The organism is Rhodobacter sp. P2_H5, assembly GCF_056403335.1.
The window spans coordinates 129,853-146,007 of record NZ_JBFUFS010000002.1; the positions used below are offsets into that span (position 1 = coordinate 129,853).

Below are 16,155 nucleotides of genomic sequence, written 5' to 3' on the forward strand. Positions count from 1 at the left end.
GCCATGGCAACTGACCTGCCCGCCACCTCTTTCCTTCTGGGGCGCCTGACCTGGGAGGCGATCCCGACCGAGCCGATCGTCATGGCCACCTTCGCCGTCGTGGTGCTGGGCGGCATCGCATTGGTCGGCGCGCTCACGTATTTCCGGCTTTGGGGTTATCTCTGGACCCAATGGTTCACCTCGGTCGACCACAAGAAGATCGGCATCATGTATATGGTGCTGGGGTTGGTCATGCTGGTGCGCGGCTTTGCCGATGCGGTGATGATGCGCCTGCAGCAGGTGATGGCCTTTGGCGGCTCGGACGGTTACCTGAACGCCCATCACTATGACCAGATCTTCACCGCCCATGGCGTGATCATGATCTTCTTCGTGGCGATGCCCTTCGTGACCGGCCTGATGAACTTTGTCGTGCCGCTGCAGATCGGCGCGCGCGACGTGTCTTTCCCCTTCCTCAACAACTTCTCGTTCTGGATGACGGTGGGCGGCGCGGTGATCGTCATGGCCTCCTTGTTCGTGGGCGAGTTCGCGCAGACCGGCTGGCTGGCCTTCCCGCCGCTGTCGGGGATTGCGGCGAGCCCCTATGTCGGCGTCGATTATTACATCTGGGGTCTGCAGGTTGCGGGCGTCGGGACTACGCTGTCCGGCATCAACCTGATGGTGACCATCATCAAGATGCGCGCCCCGGGGATGACCCTGATGAAGATGCCGGTCTTCGTCTGGACCTCGCTTTGCACCAACATCCTGATCGTGGCGTCGTTCCCGGTGCTGACCATGACGCTGATCCTGCTGACGCTGGATCGCTATGTCGGCACCAACTTCTTCACCAATGACCTTGGTGGCAACCCGATGATGTATGTGAACCTGATCTGGATCTGGGGCCACCCGGAGGTTTACATCCTGATCTTGCCGCTGTTCGGGGTCTATTCCGAAGTCACGGCGACCTTCGCGGGCAAGCGGCTGTTCGGCTACACCTCGATGGTCTATGCCACCGTCTGCATCACGGTGCTGAGCTACCTTGTCTGGCTGCACCACTTCTTCACGATGGGGTCGGGGGCGAGCGTCAACTCGTTCTTCGGGATCACCACGATGATCATCTCGATCCCGACCGGGGCGAAGATCTTCAACTGGCTGTTCACCATCTACCGCGGAAGGCTGCGCTTTGAGCTACCGATCCTGTGGACCCTCGCCTTCATGCTGACCTTCACCGTGGGCGGCATGACCGGTGTGCTTCTGGCCGTGCCGCCGGCGGACTTCGTGCTGCACAACTCCTTGTTCCTGATCGCGCACTTCCACAACGTCATCATCGGCGGCGTGCTGTTCGGGATCTTTGCCGCGATCAGCTACTGGTGGCCCAAGGCTTTCGGCTTCACCCTGAACCGCTTCTGGGGGCTGGTGTCCTTCTGGCTTTGGGTGGTCGGCTTCTGGTTCGCCTTCATGCCGCTTTACATTCTGGGCCTGATGGGCGTCACCCGCCGGGTGCGGGTGTTCGACGACCCGAGCCTGCAGATCTGGTTCGCCATCGCGGCCTTCGGCGCCCTGCTGATCGCGGGCGGGATCGGCGCCTTCTTCCTGCAGATCGCCGTGTCGATCAAGGACCGCGCCAAGAACCGCGACCTGACGGGCGACCCGTGGAATGGCCGCACGCTGGAATGGGCGACCTCCTCGCCGCCGGCCGAGTACAACTTTGCCTTCACGCCGGTGGTCCATGACCTCGACGCCTGGTGGCAGATGAAATCGGCGGGTGCGACCCAGCCGCAGACCGGCTTCCTTGCGATCCACATGCCGAAAAGCACCGGCGCCGGTGTGATCCTCGCAGGCTTGGCCACGGTCTTCGGCATGGCGATGATCTGGTATGTCTGGTGGCTGGCCGCGCTGTCCTTTGCCGCACTGGTGGTCGGGGCCATCGTCCACACCTTCAACTACAACCGCGATTATCACATTGCCGCCGACACGGTGGCATCGGTGGAAACCGCGCGCCAGACCAGCCTGACAGGAGCCATGTGATGTCCGCTTCGACCAATACCTTCTGGGAGACCGAGCCGCATGACCACCCCGAGGGGGCGTCGACCGCGCTGGGCTTCTGGATCTACCTGATGAGCGACTGCCTGATGTTCGCCGTCCTCTTCGCCGCTTACGGAGTGTTGGGCGGCAATCTGGCGGCGGGGCCGGGGCCGAAGGATCTGTTCGATCTGGACCTCGTGGCAGTCAACACCGCCATGCTTCTTCTGTCGTCGATCACCTATGGCTTTGCGCTGCTGGCCGCCTATGCCGGCAAGAAAGGCGCCACGCTGGTCTGGCTGCTGGTCACCCTCGGCTTTGGCCTCGCCTTCCTCAGCATCGAATTGTTCGAGTTCCACCACCTGATCGAGGAAGGCGCCGGCCCGCAGCGCTCGGCTTTCCTCTCGGCCTTCTTCTCGCTGGTCGGCACCCATGGGTTGCACGTCGCCTTCGGCTCGATCTGGCTGGTGACGCTGATGGTGCAGGTGATGCGCAAGGGCCTGGTCGGGGCCAACCTGCGGCGCCTGATGTGCCTGTCGATGTTCTGGCACTTTCTGGACGTGGTCTGGATCGGCGTCTTCACTTTTGTCTACCTTGTCAGGATGATCTGAGCCATGCAGCAAAGCCAATCGCACAGCCCGAATTCTGGCCACACCGCTGACGCAGCACATGGCGACATGGGCCATGACCATGGCAGCCACGCCTCCTATGCCAAGGGGTTCCTCCTTTCGGTGATCCTGACAGCGATCCCCTTCGGCATCGTGATGATGGGCGGCTTTGCCAGCCCGGTCGTTACGGCCCTGATCGTGGTGGCCTTTGCCATCGTGCAGATCGTCGTGCATATGGTCTATTTCCTCCACATGACCTCGCGCGCCGAGGAGGGGTGGTCGATGCTGGCCATGATCTTCACCGTGGTTGTGGTGGTGATCATGCTGTCGGGGTCGATCTGGGTCATGTACCACCTGACCACGAACATGATGCCGCAGATGAGCCACGATCTGGAATCCGCGCCGTGACACGCCGCTTGGCCCTGACGGTTGCGATCGCCCTTGCGGTGATGGCACTGGTGGGTCTGGGCATCTGGCAGGTCGAACGGCTGGCCTGGAAGAATGCGCTGATCGCCGAGGTCAACGCGCGGCTGGCGGCGGCGCCGGTGGCGGCCCCCGGCCCGCAGGCGGGCGCGCTGTCCGCCTATACAAGGGTCACGGCGACCGGCAACTTTGATTTCGCCCATGAGGTTCTGGTTCAGGCCGTGACCGCACGCGGCGCGGGCTTCTGGGTGCTGACCCCCCTGACCACCGCCGAGGGTTGGCGCCTGCTGGTCAACCGCGGCTTCGTGCCAGGCGACCAGCGCGACCCGGCGCAGCGCCAGAACCCGGAAGGCCCGCAAACCGTGACCGGTCTTTTGCGCCCGACCGAACCCGGCGGCGCCTTTCTGCGCGCCAATGATCCCAAGGCCGGCCGCTGGTATTCCCGCGATACCGCAGCCATTGCCGCCGCACAGGACATTGGCCCGGTTGCGCCCTATTTCATCGACGCCGCCGCAGGCCCTGACCCGCAGGCCCTGCCGGTCGGCGGCCTGACCGTGGTCAGCTTCCGCAACGCCCATCTGGTTTACGCGCTGACCTGGTTCAGCCTCGCGCTGGTGCTGGCTGTGACCGGTTTCCTTGCCCTGCGGCCGAAACGCTGACCCCGCACCCGGCCCCCGATACCGGTCCACTTTGCAATCGGGCCAAATCGGCCTAGATTGACGGGGAGGCCTGTGCCCCGGAACCGCGCGATGAACCTGCCTTTGCCCCAACAGGCCGCCACCGGCCTGTCCCTGCTGATTGTCGAGGACGATCCGCGTCTGGCCGCCACGCTTGCGGCCAGCTTCACGGCGCGTGGCTATCGCGTCACGCGGGCGTCCGGGGTGGAGGAAGCCGGCGCCTATCTCGCCGGTCAGAATATCCCCGACCGCGCTTTGGTGGATCTGAAACTGGCAGACGGCAGCGGGCTCGATGTGGTGACCGCCCTTGCCAGGCTCGACCCGCCGCCGCAGGTGGTGGTGCTGACCGGCTATGCCTCGATCGCCACGACGGTCGAGGCGATCAAGCTTGGCGCGACGCAATACCTCGCCAAACCCGCCACGGCCCGCCAGATCGAGGCCGCCTTCAGCCATGAGGCGGGGCGCGATGTGCCGGAGCTTGTCGCCCCCCGGGTTTCCTCCTTGCGCACGCAGGAGTGGGAGACGATCCAGCGCGTTCTGGCCGAGACCGAGTTCAACATCTCGGAAGCGGCGCGGCGGCTCGGGATGCACCGCCGCACGCTGGCGCGCAAGCTGGCCAAGCAGCCGGTCAAATGATCAGCCGATAAAGGGCAGAAGCAGGGTCGCCCGCGCGCCGCCAGTGTCGAGGTTGGACAGGCTCAGATCGCCGCCCATCCGGCGCAGCACCGATTGCACCAGAAACAACCCCAACCCGCGCGAGGGGCCAAGGCTCGTCACCGGATTGCCGCTTTGGAACGGCGCAGGGCCAGAGGCGAGCAGAGCCGCAGGAAACCCCGGGCCATTGTCGCAGATCGAGATCTTGACCCTGAGCCCGGCCGAGCGGATCGCGATGCTGATCTCCTCCGCCCCGACCTCGGCGGCGTTGTCCAGAAGGTTGTCCAGCGCCTTGCGCAACAGGACATCCGCCACGATCCGACACGGACGACTGCGCAGATCGGCGATGCTGACCCGGACCCTTGCGTGCCCGACCTGCCAGCCCGCCACCACCTGTTCGACAAAGGCGGCCACGTCCTGCGGCACCGCCTCGTCCAGCCGGGCGGCGCCTGCGGCCTGCAACATGCCCGAAATGGTGACACGGCAGGTCTGCACCGCCTCTTGCATCAGCTCGACCTGGCGCCGGGTTTCATCAGGGGCGGGCATCCCCAGATCGACCCAGTCGTCCAGAATGACAGCGAGGTTCGTCAAGGGCGTGCCCAGATCATGCGCCGCAGTCGAGGCGAGAAGCCCGATCCGCAGGATCATCGCCTCTTCGGTGATCTGGCTTTCCGCGCGGGCCAGTTCCTCGTTGCGCCGGTTGAGAATGGCGCGGATGCCCATGATGAACCAGGCGGCCAGCAGGGTGCAGATCACGAAGCTGAGGTAGGTGCCGACCAGAAACAGATCGTCAAAGCCTGGCCCGTCTTCGCTGCGGCGGGGCAGGTGCAGGGGTTGGCCGTATTGCAGCAGGAACAACCCGGCGAGGATGGTGGAGCCGATCACCAGCCCCGCCTGCGCCGGCGGCAGCAGGACGATGGCGACGATGCCCTGCAGGATCAGCAGGCTGGTGAAAGGATTGGTCGCCCCGCCCGACAGGTACAGCAACAGCGTCAGTGCCAGCACGTCGATCAGGATCTCGATGGTCAGCAGCCCGCCCTTGATCCGCTCCGGCGTTTTGCTGCGCGCCCGGGCCAGAAGGTTGATGCAGGCCAGAAAGGACAAGATTGCCAGCATGTTGAACAAGGGCATGGCGATGCCAAAGCCGAAATGCGTGGCCAGAATGGCCAGGGCCTGTCCGGCAATCGCCACCCAGCGCAGCCGCACCAGCAGGGCGAGGTTCTGGCCATCCGTACGCGAGAACTTTCCGGCAGGGCGTGACATGGCGCGGTGACCTCTGGGCTTTCGGCCTTTTTGACCGGTCAGGCCGGAAAGGTCCAGTCCAGCGCGGCCGAGGCCCCCGCTAGAGCCCCTCGTTCAGGAGAAGACCCTCGATGAAGGCCAGCTTTTCCGCCCCGAGTTCCGCGCTGACGCCAATCTGCTCCAAAAGCTCGAAGCCTTGCGAGGCGGCGATCAGGCGCAGGGCGGCCTTGCGGGTTTCGGTGCCCGGCGGAAAGAGGCCAGCTTCCATGCCCTGCTCCAGCGCACAGATGATTTCACTGTGCAACTTGGTCATCCCCTCGCTGAGGGCGGCGCGCACGGCGGGGTCCTGGCGGATGTCCCAGGCCTCGTGCCAGAGCCGTTCGGCCAGGTCCATCACCGGATCAAGCGCGCCGAGCGAGCGCAGCTTGCAGCCGGCCAGCATCGACAAAAGCCGCTCGCGCGGGGGGAGGCGGCGCAGCGCCTCCAGCATCTGGGGTTCGATGCGGCGCCAGACCTCACGCACCGCTTCGGCGCGCAGCGCCTCGGCCGAGGCGAAGTGGTGGTGGATCTGGCCGGGCGAACACTCCAGTGTCTGGGCGATGCGCCGCACGGTCGCGGCCGACAGCCCTTCGCGCGAGACGATGTCGATGACCGCGTTCATGATCTGCTCGCGTCTTGCGTCGCGTGCCAAATATGCCACGTCCTTGCCCCCCGGATTCGCATTCTGTGGTCTGTAACACAAAAATCCCGGGAATAAAACTGGACGCGCGACCAAGTTGGTCATATGCCCAGATTTGACCTGTGATACCGCAACCACCCTTCTTGCAACGGATTGCCCATGACCCTGCTGTTTCGGCGCTTCACCCTCTCTGCGGCGATGGCGCTGCTGGCTTTGTCCACCGGTGCGACCTTTGCACAGGGGATGCCCCCTTCGGGAGTGGGCGTGATCGTGCTGCAGCCCGAGACGATTCCGGTGATCTCGGAACTGCCGGGCCGCGTCAGCGCCACCCAGATCGCCGAAGTGCGGCCGCGGGTCGGCGGCATCATCGAGAAGCGGCTCTTCGAACAGGGCTCCCTGGTCAAAGAGGGGGACGTTCTGTTCCAGCTCGACAAGGCCAGTTACGAGATTGCGGCCGAAGCGGCGCGCGCCAATGTCGCCCGCGCCGAGGCTGTCTTGCTGGAGGCGCAGCAAAACGCCGGGCGGCTTGCCGCGCTGAATGCGCGCAACATCACCAGCAAATCCGATTTCGAGACCGCCACCGCCACGCGCCTGCAGGCCGAGGCGGGCCTCGCCGAAGCCCGCGCCCAGGTGCGTGCCGCTGAGCTGAACCTCAGCTACGCCGACATCAAGGCGCCGATCTCGGGCCGCATCGGCCGCGCGCTGATCACCGAAGGCGCCCTGGTTGCGGCGCAGGGCGATGTGCTGACCACGATCCAGCAGCTGGACACGGTCTACGTCGACATGCAGCAGCCGGTCTCGGAACTTTTGCGCCTGCGGGCCGCGCTGGCCAAGGGCGAGCTGGTGATGGTGGAACCCGATGTGGCGCGGGTCGTGCTGCATCTCGATGACGGCTCACAATATCAGCACCCCGGCAGGTTGCTGTTCGCCGAGGCCTTCGTGGAACGCTCCAGCGGCCAGGTCACCCTGCGCGCCCAGTTCCCGAATGCCGAAGGGGTGCTTTTGCCCGGCATGTATGTCCGCGTGATGGTCGAACAGGCGACCGAGGCCAATGCCCTCGCCATCCCGGCGCAGGCGGTGCAGCGCGACGCTTCGGGGGCGGCCTTGGTCTATGTCGTCACCGACAAGCAGGCCGCCGACCTGCGACCGGTGACGCTGGGTCGCAGCGTCGGCAACCGGGTCATCGTCCTGTCGGGGCTGGCGGCAGATGACATGGTGATCGTGGACGGCTTCCAGAAGATCGGCCCCGGCGCGCCGGTGTCCCCGGTCTGCTGGTTCGACCCGTCGCAGGCACAGGCTTCGGCGCCCGAGGTCTGCACCAAGCGCCTGCCCCCTGCGGCACCTGCCGCAGACCCTGCGAAGAATTGAGACCGGCACAATGGCAAAGTTCTTCATCAACAACCCGGTGCTGGCCTGGGTCATCGCCATCTTCATCGTGCTGGCCGGTGCCCTGTCCTTGCCCCGCCTGCCGGTGTCGCAATATCCCGATGTCGCACCGCCCCAGGTGACGATCTCGACCCTGTTCGCCGGGGCATCGCCCGAGGATCTGTACCGCCAGGTCACCCAGCCGATCGAAGAAGAGCTGAACGGGTTGCCGGGGCTGTTGTACTTCGAATCCACCTCCGAGGCGACGGGGTCGGTCACGATCAACGTGACCTTCAAGGCGGGTACCAAGATCGCGCAAGCGGTGGTGGACACGCAGAACCGTCTGCGCCGGGTTGAAGCTGCCCTGCCGCAGCAGGTGCAGCAGCAGGGTGTGCTGGTCGAGGAGGCCTCTTCCAGCTTTCTGATGTTCATCGCTTTGACCGCCACGCCCGACTCCGGGCTCGACGCGGTGGACCTTGGCGATTTCGTCTCGCGCAACGTGATCAACGAGGTGCGCCGGGTGCCCGGGGTGGGACGGGGCCAGCTTTTCGCCACCCAGCGCGCGCTGCGGGTCTGGATCGACCCGGCCAAGCTGGTCGGGCTCGATCTGTCGGTCACCGACGTCACCGCCGCGATTGCCGAACAGAACGCGCAGGTGGCGGCTGGCTCGATCGGGGCGGACCCGGCGCTGCCCGGCCAGCAGGTGCAGGCCTCGCTTCTGGTCACCGGCCAATTGGGCACGCCCGAGGAGTTTGGCAATATCGTGCTGCGCGCCAAGGATGACGGGGCCTTGGTCCGCCTGTCCGATGTCGCAAGGATCGAGATTGATGCCGAGCTTTATTCCTTCAAATCCTTCCTGAACGGGCAGGAAACCGCCGCCATTGGCGTCCAGCTGTCGCCGACCGGCAATGCGCTGGACACCGCCAAGGGCGTCCGCGCGGTGATGGAGCGGTTGTCGCCGCTGTTCCCCAAGGGGGTCACCTACACGATCCCCTATGACACGACGCCTTTCGTTTCCGCCTCGATCGAAAAGGTGCTCCACACGCTTCTGGAGGCCGTGGCGCTGGTCTTTGTCGTGATGTTCCTCTTTTTGCAGAACTTCCGCTACACGATCATCCCGACGCTGGTGGTTCCCATCGCCCTGTCGGGCACCATGGCGGTGATGCTGGCGGCGGGCTATTCGATCAACGTGCTGACGATGTTCGCGATGATCCTGGCCATCGGCATCCTGGTCGATGACGCGATCGTCGTGGTCGAAAACGTCGAGCGGATCATGTCGCAGGAGGGGCTTTCCCCCAAGGCCGCCGCGAAAAAGGCCATGGGGCAGATCTCGGGCGCGATTGTCGGCATCACGCTGGCACTGATCGCCGTCTTTGTGCCGCTTGCCTTCTTTCCGGGCTCGGTCGGGATCATCTATCAGCAGTTTTCGCTGACCATGGTGGTGTCGATCGCCTTCTCGGCCTTCCTCGCGCTGTCCCTGACACCGGCGCTGTGCGCCACGCTGCTAAAGCCGGTGCCGAAGGGCCATGCCCATGGCAAGAAGGGGATGTTCGGCTGGTTCAACCGCAACTTTGACCGCGCTTCGAAGGGCTATTCGGGGCTGGTCGGCGGGTTGGTCCGGCGCGCGGGGCGGATGATGGTGGTCTATCTTGCGCTCGTGGTGGGGCTCGGCTGGGTCTATATCCAGATCCCGGCGGCCTTCCTGCCGCAGGAAGATCAGGGCTTCCTTCTGGCCAATCTCCAGGCCCCGCCCGGCGCCACCAGTTTCCGCCTGCGCGAGGTTACCAAACAGGCCGAAGCGGCGGCACTGGCGATGCCGGGGGTGGACAGCATGGTCACGATCCAGGGCTTCTCCTTCTCCGGTCAGGGGCCGAACTCGGGTCTGGCCTTCGTGACGCTGAAGGATTGGGAGGAGCGGCGGACGCCGGACCTTTCGGCCACGGCGCTGGCGGGGCAGCTCTCGGGCAAGATCTTTGCGATCCGCGATTCCGTCGCCTTCGCCCTGTCGCCGCCGCCGATTGCGGGGCTGGGCACCAGTTCGGGCTTTGCCTTCCGGCTGCAGGACCGCGCCAACCTGGGCAATGCGGCGCTGCAGGCGGCGAGCCAGCAGCTGATGGGGGCCGCCGCCGCCAGCAAGGTCCTGGGCCAGATGTATACCGAGGGCCTGCCCCCCGGGCCCGAACTGGCCCTGAAGATCGACCGCGAGAAGGCCAACGCCTTTGGCGTCACCTTTGGTGAGATCAACCGCACCATCTCGGTCGCGCTGGGGTCCGGCTATGTGAACGACTTCCCCAACAATGGCCGGATGCAGCGCGTCATGGTGCAGGCCGAGGCTTCGGCGCGGATGAACATCGAAGACGTGATGAAGCTGAACGTGCGCAATGTGCAGGGCGGCATGGTGCCATTGTCCGCCTTCGCCTCGGCGGAATGGGGCTTTGGGCCGACGCAGATCGTGGGCTACAACGGCTATTCGTCCGTCCGCATCAACGGCGCCGCGGCGCCGGGCCACTCCTCCGGCGAGGCGATTGCCGAGATGGAGCGGTTGGCCGGCCAGCTGCCGCCGGGCTTTGCCTTTGAATGGACCGGCCAATCCTTGCAGGAGATTGACAGCGGATCACAGGCGCCGATCCTGATTGGCTTGTCGGTGCTGTTCGTATTCCTGTGCCTTGCAGGTCTCTACGGCAGCTGGTCGATCCCCCTGTCCGTGATGCTGATCGTGCCGATGGGGGCGATCGGGTCGGCCTTGGCGGTCAAGTTCGCGGGCCTGTCCAATGACGTGTTCTTCACGGTGGGCCTGATCACCATCGTCGGCCTTTCGGCCAAGAACGCAATCCTGATCGTCGAGGTCGCAAAGGACATGATCGCCGAAGGCGCGGAGCTGATCCCCGCCACCATCCAGGCCTGCCGCCTGCGGTTCAGGCCCATCCTGATGACTTCCCTCGCCTTCACCATGGGCGTGCTGCCGATGGCCATGGCGCATGGACCTTCCGCCGCCAGCCAGAATGCCATCGGCGTCAACGTGGTGGGCGGCATGATCTCGGCCACCGTGCTGGGCCTGTTGTTCGCACCGGTGTTCTTCGTCTTCGTGATGAAGCTGACCGGCACCCACCTCAAACTCGGGCAGGGGGAGGAGGCGACGCCCTCGATCCCTGCCGCGACCCCTCCGGCGGCTTAGGCCGCCCGACCACAGCAAGACCGCAAAAGAGAAAACCATGAGCAGACCCTTCTCCCTCGACATGCATGGGCGCCTGGCCCTGACCCTGCCGCTTTTGGCCCTGCTGCTGGCGGGATGCATGGCCATGCCCACCACGCAGCCCTTTACGGCGCCGAAGGCCGACCTCGCCGCGAGCTTTGCTTCCCCGGCCCCCCAACGCAGCGCCGGCGGCGCCTGGTGGGCCAGTTTCGGCGACAAGAGCCTGAACCAGCTGATCGCCCAGGGGCAGGCGCGCAACCTGACGATCCAGCAGGCGCTTGCCGCGATTGACGAGGCCGAGGCCGGCTCTCGCCTCGCAGGCGCCGCTTCCTTGCCGTCGCTGCAGGCCGGGGCAGGGGCCACGCGCGGCGATGCGCAGGGCACGGGCATGTCGCAAAGCACCTCCGCCTCGCTGTCGGGAACCTGGCTGATCGACCTGTTCGGGGCCAACAGCGCGGAACGCACCGCGACCCTTGCCGAGCTGGATGCCGCCAAACTGTCGGCCGAAGCCTCGCGCCGGGCCGTCTCCGGGGCCATTGCTACCGCCTATATCGACATGCGCGGCTATCAGGAAAGCATCGCTCTGACGCGCAAGAGCATCGACAGCCGGCGCGAGACGCTGGAGCTTATTCGCTGGATGAAGGATGCGGGGCAGGTCAACCAGCTGGATGTCTTGCAGGCCGAACAGGCGGTGGCCCAGGCCGAGGCGGGGATGCCGGCCCTGCAGATCGGCTTTGACCAATCGATCAACCGGCTGGCGACGCTGACGGCGCTGCGCACCGCAGACCTGCGCAGCCAGCTGCAGAAGGGCAGCGCGCAGCCCGTCGCCCGCTTCCGCCCCAGCGTGGGCATCCCGGCCGACGTGATTCGCGCCCGCCCCGACGTGCAGATCGCCGAACGCAAGCTGGCCGCCGCCACCGCGCGCATCGGCGTGGCCGAGGCCGCCTTCTGGCCCTCGGTCACGCTGTCGGGTTCGATCACGCCGACCAACATCCACCGGGGCGGGGCGCCGACGCTCTGGGGCTTCGGGCCGCAGATCAACCTGCCGCTCTTTACCGGCGGCGCGAACAAGGCGCGGTTGAGCGCCGCCGAAAGCCGCGCTGTCCAGGCCGAGGCCGCCTGGCGCGCCAGCGTTCTGGACGCGGTGCAGGACGTGGAAGACGGCCTCAGCGCCTATAACCGGGGCGCCTCCAACGTGGCGGCGCAGCGCAAGCTGGTGTCGCTTGCCGAACAGACCGTCACGCTGGCGCGGGAATCGATGCGCGGCGGGCAGGCCGATATCCTGACCGTGCTGGAGGCGGAACGCTCGCTTCTGACCGCCCGCATCGCCTATGCCTCTTCCGTGCGCGACTATGCGACGAGCTATGTCAACGTGAGCCTCGCCGCCGCCGCCCCGCTGCAATAACACGCGGTGCCGCGCGCGACCGCCTTGCGCGCGGCACGAATTGGCAGGTGGCGCCAAACCATCCATTGGAGGCGCGCCCCGGCTGTGGCAAGAACGGGGCTGCAGCAGGGAAAGGATCGCGCGTGACGGGCCTGAGGAAGATTGAACGCGGCAACCTCTCAGAACAGGTCTACGCGGCCATTCGCGACACGCTGATCGAGGGGAAATACGAACCCGGCGCGCGGCTTCGGATCAACCCCCTGGCCGAAGAGCTGGGTGTCTCGATCACCCCGGTCCGTGAGGCGATCTTCCGGCTGGTCAGCGAACACGCGCTGGAGATGAAGGCCGCCACCGCCATCCATGTCCGCAACCTGACCGCCGATGAGTTGCGCGAGATCCTTCTGATGCGGCACCTTTTGGAGGGCGAGGCTGCGGCGCTGGCCGCCGGGCGGATGACCCCCGCCGAGGTGCAGGCGCTGGAGGATCTGCAGGAGCAGTTCCGCAAGGCCGCCGCCGTCGACCCGCAGCAGGCCGCCTCCCTGAACCGCCAGTTTCATTTCGGTCTGGTGGCCGGCGCGCGGATGCCGCTGATCTTTGCCACGGTCGAGACCATGTGGGTGCTGATGGGCCCCTTGCTGCGGACCTTTCACATGACGGTGCCGGTGCGCGACCTTACCAGCGGCACGCATCAGCATTACGCGGTCCTGCGCGCCCTGAAAGCGCAGGACGGCCCCGCCGCCAAGGCCGCCATTCAGGCCGATATCGCCTGGAGCCAGGTTCTGGTCGACTGGCTTGCCGCCAAGGCGCTATAGGCTCTCGGTCACGATCCGCCGCAGATCCTCGCGCGCGGCGGGGCGCTGCGAACAGGCGATGTCAAAGCCGTAGTTGGTCTCGGCCACGTCGAGCAGCCGCTCAACCTCATCCCGCCGCAGACCCAGGGCACCAAAGCCGCCGGTCAGACCGATGCTGGCGCAAAACTGCGCAAGCGCCTCGGGCAGGGCCTGCGCCTGCGCCACTTGTGACAGGGCGGCAAGCTCGGGGCGGAAGATCGTGGCGACCCTGGCCAGACGGTCCTGCGCATGGGGCATGGTCCAGCGGACGGTCGGGATCAAGCAGGCGGCACAGCTTTCGCCATGCGGCGTGTCCTTCAAGGCGCCCATCGCCTGACCCAGGGCATGGGGGATGCCGACGCCAATCGTGCCCAGCGTGATCCCCGCCATATAGCAGGCCTCCGCCATCCTCGTCCGCGCTTCCAGATCGCCCGGGTTGTCGCAAGCTGCGGGCAGATGCGCCGCCACCAGCTCCATCGCGCGGATCGAGAAGAGGTCGGTCCAGGTGTTGGGTCTGGTCCCGATGAAGCCTTCAAAGGCGTGCAGGAAGGTGTCCACCCCGGTCGAGGCGGTCAGCCGGCGCGGCTTGGTCAAGTGCAAGGCGGGGTCCACGATGGCCAGATCGGGGAAGCAGAAGGGGTGGATGATCGTCGCCTTCAGCTTGAGGTCCGGGTTGGAAAGGACGGCAAAGGGCGTGACCTCCGCCCCGGTCCCGGCATTGGTCGGGATGGCGATCAGCGGCCGGCCGCGCTTTTCAGGGCTGCGCACTTCGGCATTGGCGCGGGCGGTGAAGCTCCAGCTTTGCCCGCCGTTGGTGGCGACCAAAGCCACCGCCTTGGCCGCATCCATGGTCGATCCGCCGCCGATGGCGATGATCATCTCGGCCCCAAAAGCCGCCGCCGCCGCCCTGTCACAGGTTTCCGCCCGCGGGTTCGGCACGATGTCATGCCAAAGGGTGGTTCGGATCCCCGCCGCTGCCAACTGGCCCAGGACCGAAGCCTCCAGCGCCGAGCCTTTGAGGAAAGGGTCGATCATCACGAAAGCCGCAGCGCCAAAGGGCCGGGCCAGATCGGCCAGCCGGGCCAGACTCCCGGCCCCGAAGATCACCTTGGTCGGCAGGGCGATGGTATAGTCGGACAGGTTGGTCACGGAAATGCTCCCTTGTTTGGAGCAAAGATATATCATATATGAAATGACAGCAACGGCGAATCCAGAAGATGAGAAGGCGGGCGGATGCGGAAGAATGACTTTGACCCGACGGCAGAGCAGGTCGCCCATTTGCGCGACCGCGCCCAGTTCATCCGGCTGGAAACCATCCGCCTGATCGAGATTGCCAAGGTCGGGCACTACACCTCGGTCTTCTCGGCGGCCGAGATCTTTGCGGCGCTGTACTATGACGTGATGCGGCTCGGGCCGGACCCGAAATGGCCCGACCGCGACCGCTTCCTCATGGGCAAGGGCCATGCGGCGGTGGGGCTTTTCCCGATATTGGCCGAGCGCGGCTATATCCCGGTTGAGGTGCTGAACGGCTATACGCGGCTGGGCAACCCCCTGGGTGACCACCCGGATATGCGCAAGGTGGCGGGGGTGGATTTCTCCTCCGGCTCCATCGGCCATGCCCTGTCGAACGGGGCGGGGATGGCGATGGGTGGGCGGATGCAGGGGCGCGACTTCACCACCTTCGTCATGCTCGGCGATGGCGAGATGCAGGAGGGTCAGGTCTGGGAGGCGGCACTTTTCGCCGCCCACCACGGCCTGTCGCGGCTGGTGGCGATCGTCGACCGCAACGGCTTTCAACTCGATGGCGCGGTGGATGACGTGATGGGCGTCGAGCCGCTGGACGCCAAATGGCGCGCCTTTGGCTGGGAGGTGCATGTGGTCGACGGCCACGACATTGCAGCACTCACCGCCCTCTTGCGGCAGGTCAAGGCGGACGCCGACCGTGCCACCCCCTGCTGCATCATCGCCAGGACCGTGAAGGGCAAGGGCGTCTCCTATATGGAGACCGAACCCGGCTGGCACCTTGGCTATCTTGACCCCACCGACGCCGAAGCCGCGCGTCAGGAAATTCTGGCGCAGGTGATCTGAATGAGCAAACCCTTGTCCCCCAACTCCTGGCACTACCGCGAATTGAACCAGAAGAATCCCGGGCTGGACCATCTGTCCAACGGGCTGATCGCGCTGACCGAGGCGGGCTATCCGATTGTCGCAGGATCGGCCGATTTGCAATATTCCAACGGGCTGAACCGTTTTGCGGCGCGGTATCCCGACCGCTATATCCAATTTGGCATCTCCGAGCAGAACATGGTCTCTGCCGCGGCGGGCTTGGCCACGACGGGAATGATGCCCTATGTCGCGACCTTCGCCTCGTTCATCGGCCTGCTGACGGTCGAGCAGATCCGGATGGATGTGGCCTATTGCGCCCTGCCGGTGCGGATGATCGGGCATCACACCGGGATTGCGATGGGCTTTTACGGCACCTCGCACCATGCGACCGAAGACATCGGCACCATGCGCTCCATCGCCGATCTGACCGTGGTCTCCACCGCCGACGGCCCGCAGCTGGAGTCTGCCATCCGCGCCTCGGTCGACCATGACCGGCCGATCTATTTCCGCACCGGGCGGGGGCGCGAGCCGGACCTTTACGACCCGGCCCAGAGCTTCACCTTCGGCAAGGCCATCGAACATGCGAAGGGTGAGGAGCTGACCATCATCGCCTGCGGCATGCCGGTTCATCCAGCGGTGCAGGTCGCCAGAAGGCTGAACGCGGCGGGGCGCTCGGTTGGCGTGATCGACATGGCCACTGTCAAGCCGATTGACCGCGAGGCGGTGTTGGAGGCTGCCTCCCGCACTGCCAAACTCATGACAATCGAAGAGCACAACATCATCGGCGGCCTTGGCGCGGCTGTGGCCGAGGTTCTGGCCGATGAAGGTGTGGGCAAGCGCCTGATCCGCCACGGCATCCGCGACGAATTTGCCCTGATCGCCCCGCCGAGCCATCTTTACGCGCATTACAAGCTCGACGAAGCCGGGATCGCCGAGGTGGTCCTCGCGGCCATCGGCGGGTGAGCCTGGCGTCAGGCACCGCAGTCAAACCAAACC

14 protein-coding genes are annotated in these 16,155 nt (G+C 65.7%); 11 read left to right on the plus strand and 3 right to left on the minus strand.

Annotated features, from left to right (window positions below; genetic code table 11):
- The first annotated feature begins 3 nt into the window (after positions 1-3).
- The 5 genes from cyoB (at position 4) to AC1DVR_RS02825 (ending at position 4,342) form a co-directional block, all read left to right on the plus strand.
- Positions 4-2,004 carry a cytochrome o ubiquinol oxidase subunit I gene (gene cyoB / locus AC1DVR_RS02805; protein WP_477998998.1) on the plus strand — a complete coding sequence of 667 codons (2,001 nt, stop codon included), beginning with the start codon at positions 4-6 and terminating at the stop codon, positions 2,002-2,004.
- Positions 2,004-2,609: a cytochrome o ubiquinol oxidase subunit III gene (gene cyoC / locus AC1DVR_RS02810; RefSeq protein WP_477998999.1), complete on the plus strand. Its 606-nt coding sequence runs from the start codon at positions 2,004-2,006 to the stop codon at positions 2,607-2,609. Before cyoB ends, cyoC begins: the two co-directional genes overlap by 1 nt.
- Positions 2,610-2,612: 3 nt before the next feature.
- Entirely contained in the window at positions 2,613-3,014 is a 402-nt protein-coding gene (gene cyoD / locus AC1DVR_RS02815) for a cytochrome o ubiquinol oxidase subunit IV (protein ID WP_477999000.1), read from the plus strand.
- A complete protein-coding gene (locus tag AC1DVR_RS02820; RefSeq protein ID WP_477999001.1) occupies positions 3,011-3,688 on the plus strand; it encodes an SURF1 family protein in 678 nt (225 codons plus the stop codon). Before cyoD ends, AC1DVR_RS02820 begins: the two co-directional genes overlap by 4 nt.
- 90 nt (positions 3,689-3,778) lie before the next feature.
- Positions 3,779-4,342, plus strand: coding sequence for a response regulator transcription factor (locus tag AC1DVR_RS02825; RefSeq protein ID WP_477999002.1), 564 nt, complete (start codon positions 3,779-3,781; stop codon positions 4,340-4,342).
- Here the strand turns inward: AC1DVR_RS02825 and AC1DVR_RS02830 are convergent, their stop codons facing one another.
- Together AC1DVR_RS02830 and AC1DVR_RS02835 are read right to left on the minus strand one after the other, a co-directional pair.
- Positions 4,343-5,623: an ATP-binding protein gene (locus tag AC1DVR_RS02830; RefSeq protein ID WP_477999003.1), complete on the minus strand. Its 1,281-nt coding sequence runs from the start codon at positions 5,621-5,623 to the stop codon at positions 4,343-4,345. It lies immediately after the preceding gene.
- Positions 5,624-5,702: 79 nt separating this feature from the next.
- Complete coding sequence (locus tag AC1DVR_RS02835) at positions 5,703-6,302, minus strand: TetR family transcriptional regulator (protein ID WP_477999004.1); 600 nt, start codon at positions 6,300-6,302, stop codon at positions 5,703-5,705.
- A gap of 138 nt (positions 6,303-6,440) precedes the next feature.
- On the opposite strand from AC1DVR_RS02835, the gene AC1DVR_RS02840 reads away from it, so the two are divergent.
- The 4 genes from AC1DVR_RS02840 (at position 6,441) to AC1DVR_RS02855 (ending at position 13,035) form a co-directional block, all read left to right on the plus strand.
- Positions 6,441-7,649, plus strand: coding sequence for an efflux RND transporter periplasmic adaptor subunit (locus tag AC1DVR_RS02840; RefSeq protein ID WP_477999005.1), 1,209 nt, complete (start codon positions 6,441-6,443; stop codon positions 7,647-7,649).
- Positions 7,650-7,659: 10 nt separating this feature from the next.
- Entirely contained in the window at positions 7,660-10,821 is a 3,162-nt protein-coding gene (locus tag AC1DVR_RS02845; RefSeq protein WP_477999006.1) for a multidrug efflux RND transporter permease subunit, read from the plus strand.
- Between the two features lie 37 nt (positions 10,822-10,858).
- On the plus strand, positions 10,859-12,244 hold the full coding sequence (locus tag AC1DVR_RS02850) for an efflux transporter outer membrane subunit (protein ID WP_477999007.1): 1,386 nt from the start codon (positions 10,859-10,861) through the stop codon (positions 12,242-12,244).
- Positions 12,245-12,366: 122 nt separating this feature from the next.
- On the plus strand, positions 12,367-13,035 hold the full coding sequence (locus AC1DVR_RS02855; protein WP_477999008.1) for a GntR family transcriptional regulator: 669 nt from the start codon (positions 12,367-12,369) through the stop codon (positions 13,033-13,035).
- Here AC1DVR_RS02855 and AC1DVR_RS02860 read toward each other — a convergent pair.
- Positions 13,030-14,202, minus strand: a complete 1,173-nt coding sequence (locus tag AC1DVR_RS02860) for an iron-containing alcohol dehydrogenase (protein ID WP_477999009.1) — start codon at positions 14,200-14,202, stop codon at positions 13,030-13,032. The genes AC1DVR_RS02855 and AC1DVR_RS02860 overlap by 6 nt on opposite strands.
- Before the next feature lie 84 nt (positions 14,203-14,286).
- On the opposite strand from AC1DVR_RS02860, the gene AC1DVR_RS02865 reads away from it, so the two are divergent.
- Both AC1DVR_RS02865 and AC1DVR_RS02870 read left to right on the plus strand, forming a co-directional pair.
- The gene (locus AC1DVR_RS02865; protein WP_477999010.1) at positions 14,287-15,141 is read left to right on the plus strand and encodes a transketolase; all 855 of its coding nucleotides are present in this window, start codon (positions 14,287-14,289) and stop codon (positions 15,139-15,141) included.
- Complete coding sequence (locus AC1DVR_RS02870) at positions 15,142-16,122, plus strand: transketolase family protein (protein WP_477999011.1); 981 nt, start codon at positions 15,142-15,144, stop codon at positions 16,120-16,122.
- Positions 16,123-16,155: the final 33 nt, after the last annotated feature.

Bases quoted from the DNA above. Each gene is read 5' to 3' on its own strand.
- cyoB (WP_477998998.1), top strand. From the start codon at position 4: ATGGCAACTGACCTGCCCGCCACCTCTTTCCTTCTGGGGCGCCTGACC.
- cyoC (WP_477998999.1), top strand. From the start codon at position 2,004: ATGTCCGCTTCGACCAATACCTTCTGGGAGACCGAGCCGCATGACCAC.
- cyoD (WP_477999000.1), top strand. From the start codon at position 2,613: ATGCAGCAAAGCCAATCGCACAGCCCGAATTCTGGCCACACCGCTGAC.
- AC1DVR_RS02825 (WP_477999002.1), top strand. From the start codon at position 3,779: ATGAACCTGCCTTTGCCCCAACAGGCCGCCACCGGCCTGTCCCTGCTG.
- AC1DVR_RS02830 (WP_477999003.1), bottom strand. From the start codon at position 5,623: ATGTCACGCCCTGCCGGAAAGTTCTCGCGTACGGATGGCCAGAACCTC.
- AC1DVR_RS02840 (WP_477999005.1), top strand. From the start codon at position 6,441: ATGACCCTGCTGTTTCGGCGCTTCACCCTCTCTGCGGCGATGGCGCTG.
- AC1DVR_RS02845 (WP_477999006.1), top strand. From the start codon at position 7,660: ATGGCAAAGTTCTTCATCAACAACCCGGTGCTGGCCTGGGTCATCGCC.
- AC1DVR_RS02850 (WP_477999007.1), top strand. From the start codon at position 10,859: ATGAGCAGACCCTTCTCCCTCGACATGCATGGGCGCCTGGCCCTGACC.
- AC1DVR_RS02865 (WP_477999010.1), top strand. From the start codon at position 14,287: ATGCGGAAGAATGACTTTGACCCGACGGCAGAGCAGGTCGCCCATTTG.
- AC1DVR_RS02870 (WP_477999011.1), top strand. From the start codon at position 15,142: ATGAGCAAACCCTTGTCCCCCAACTCCTGGCACTACCGCGAATTGAAC.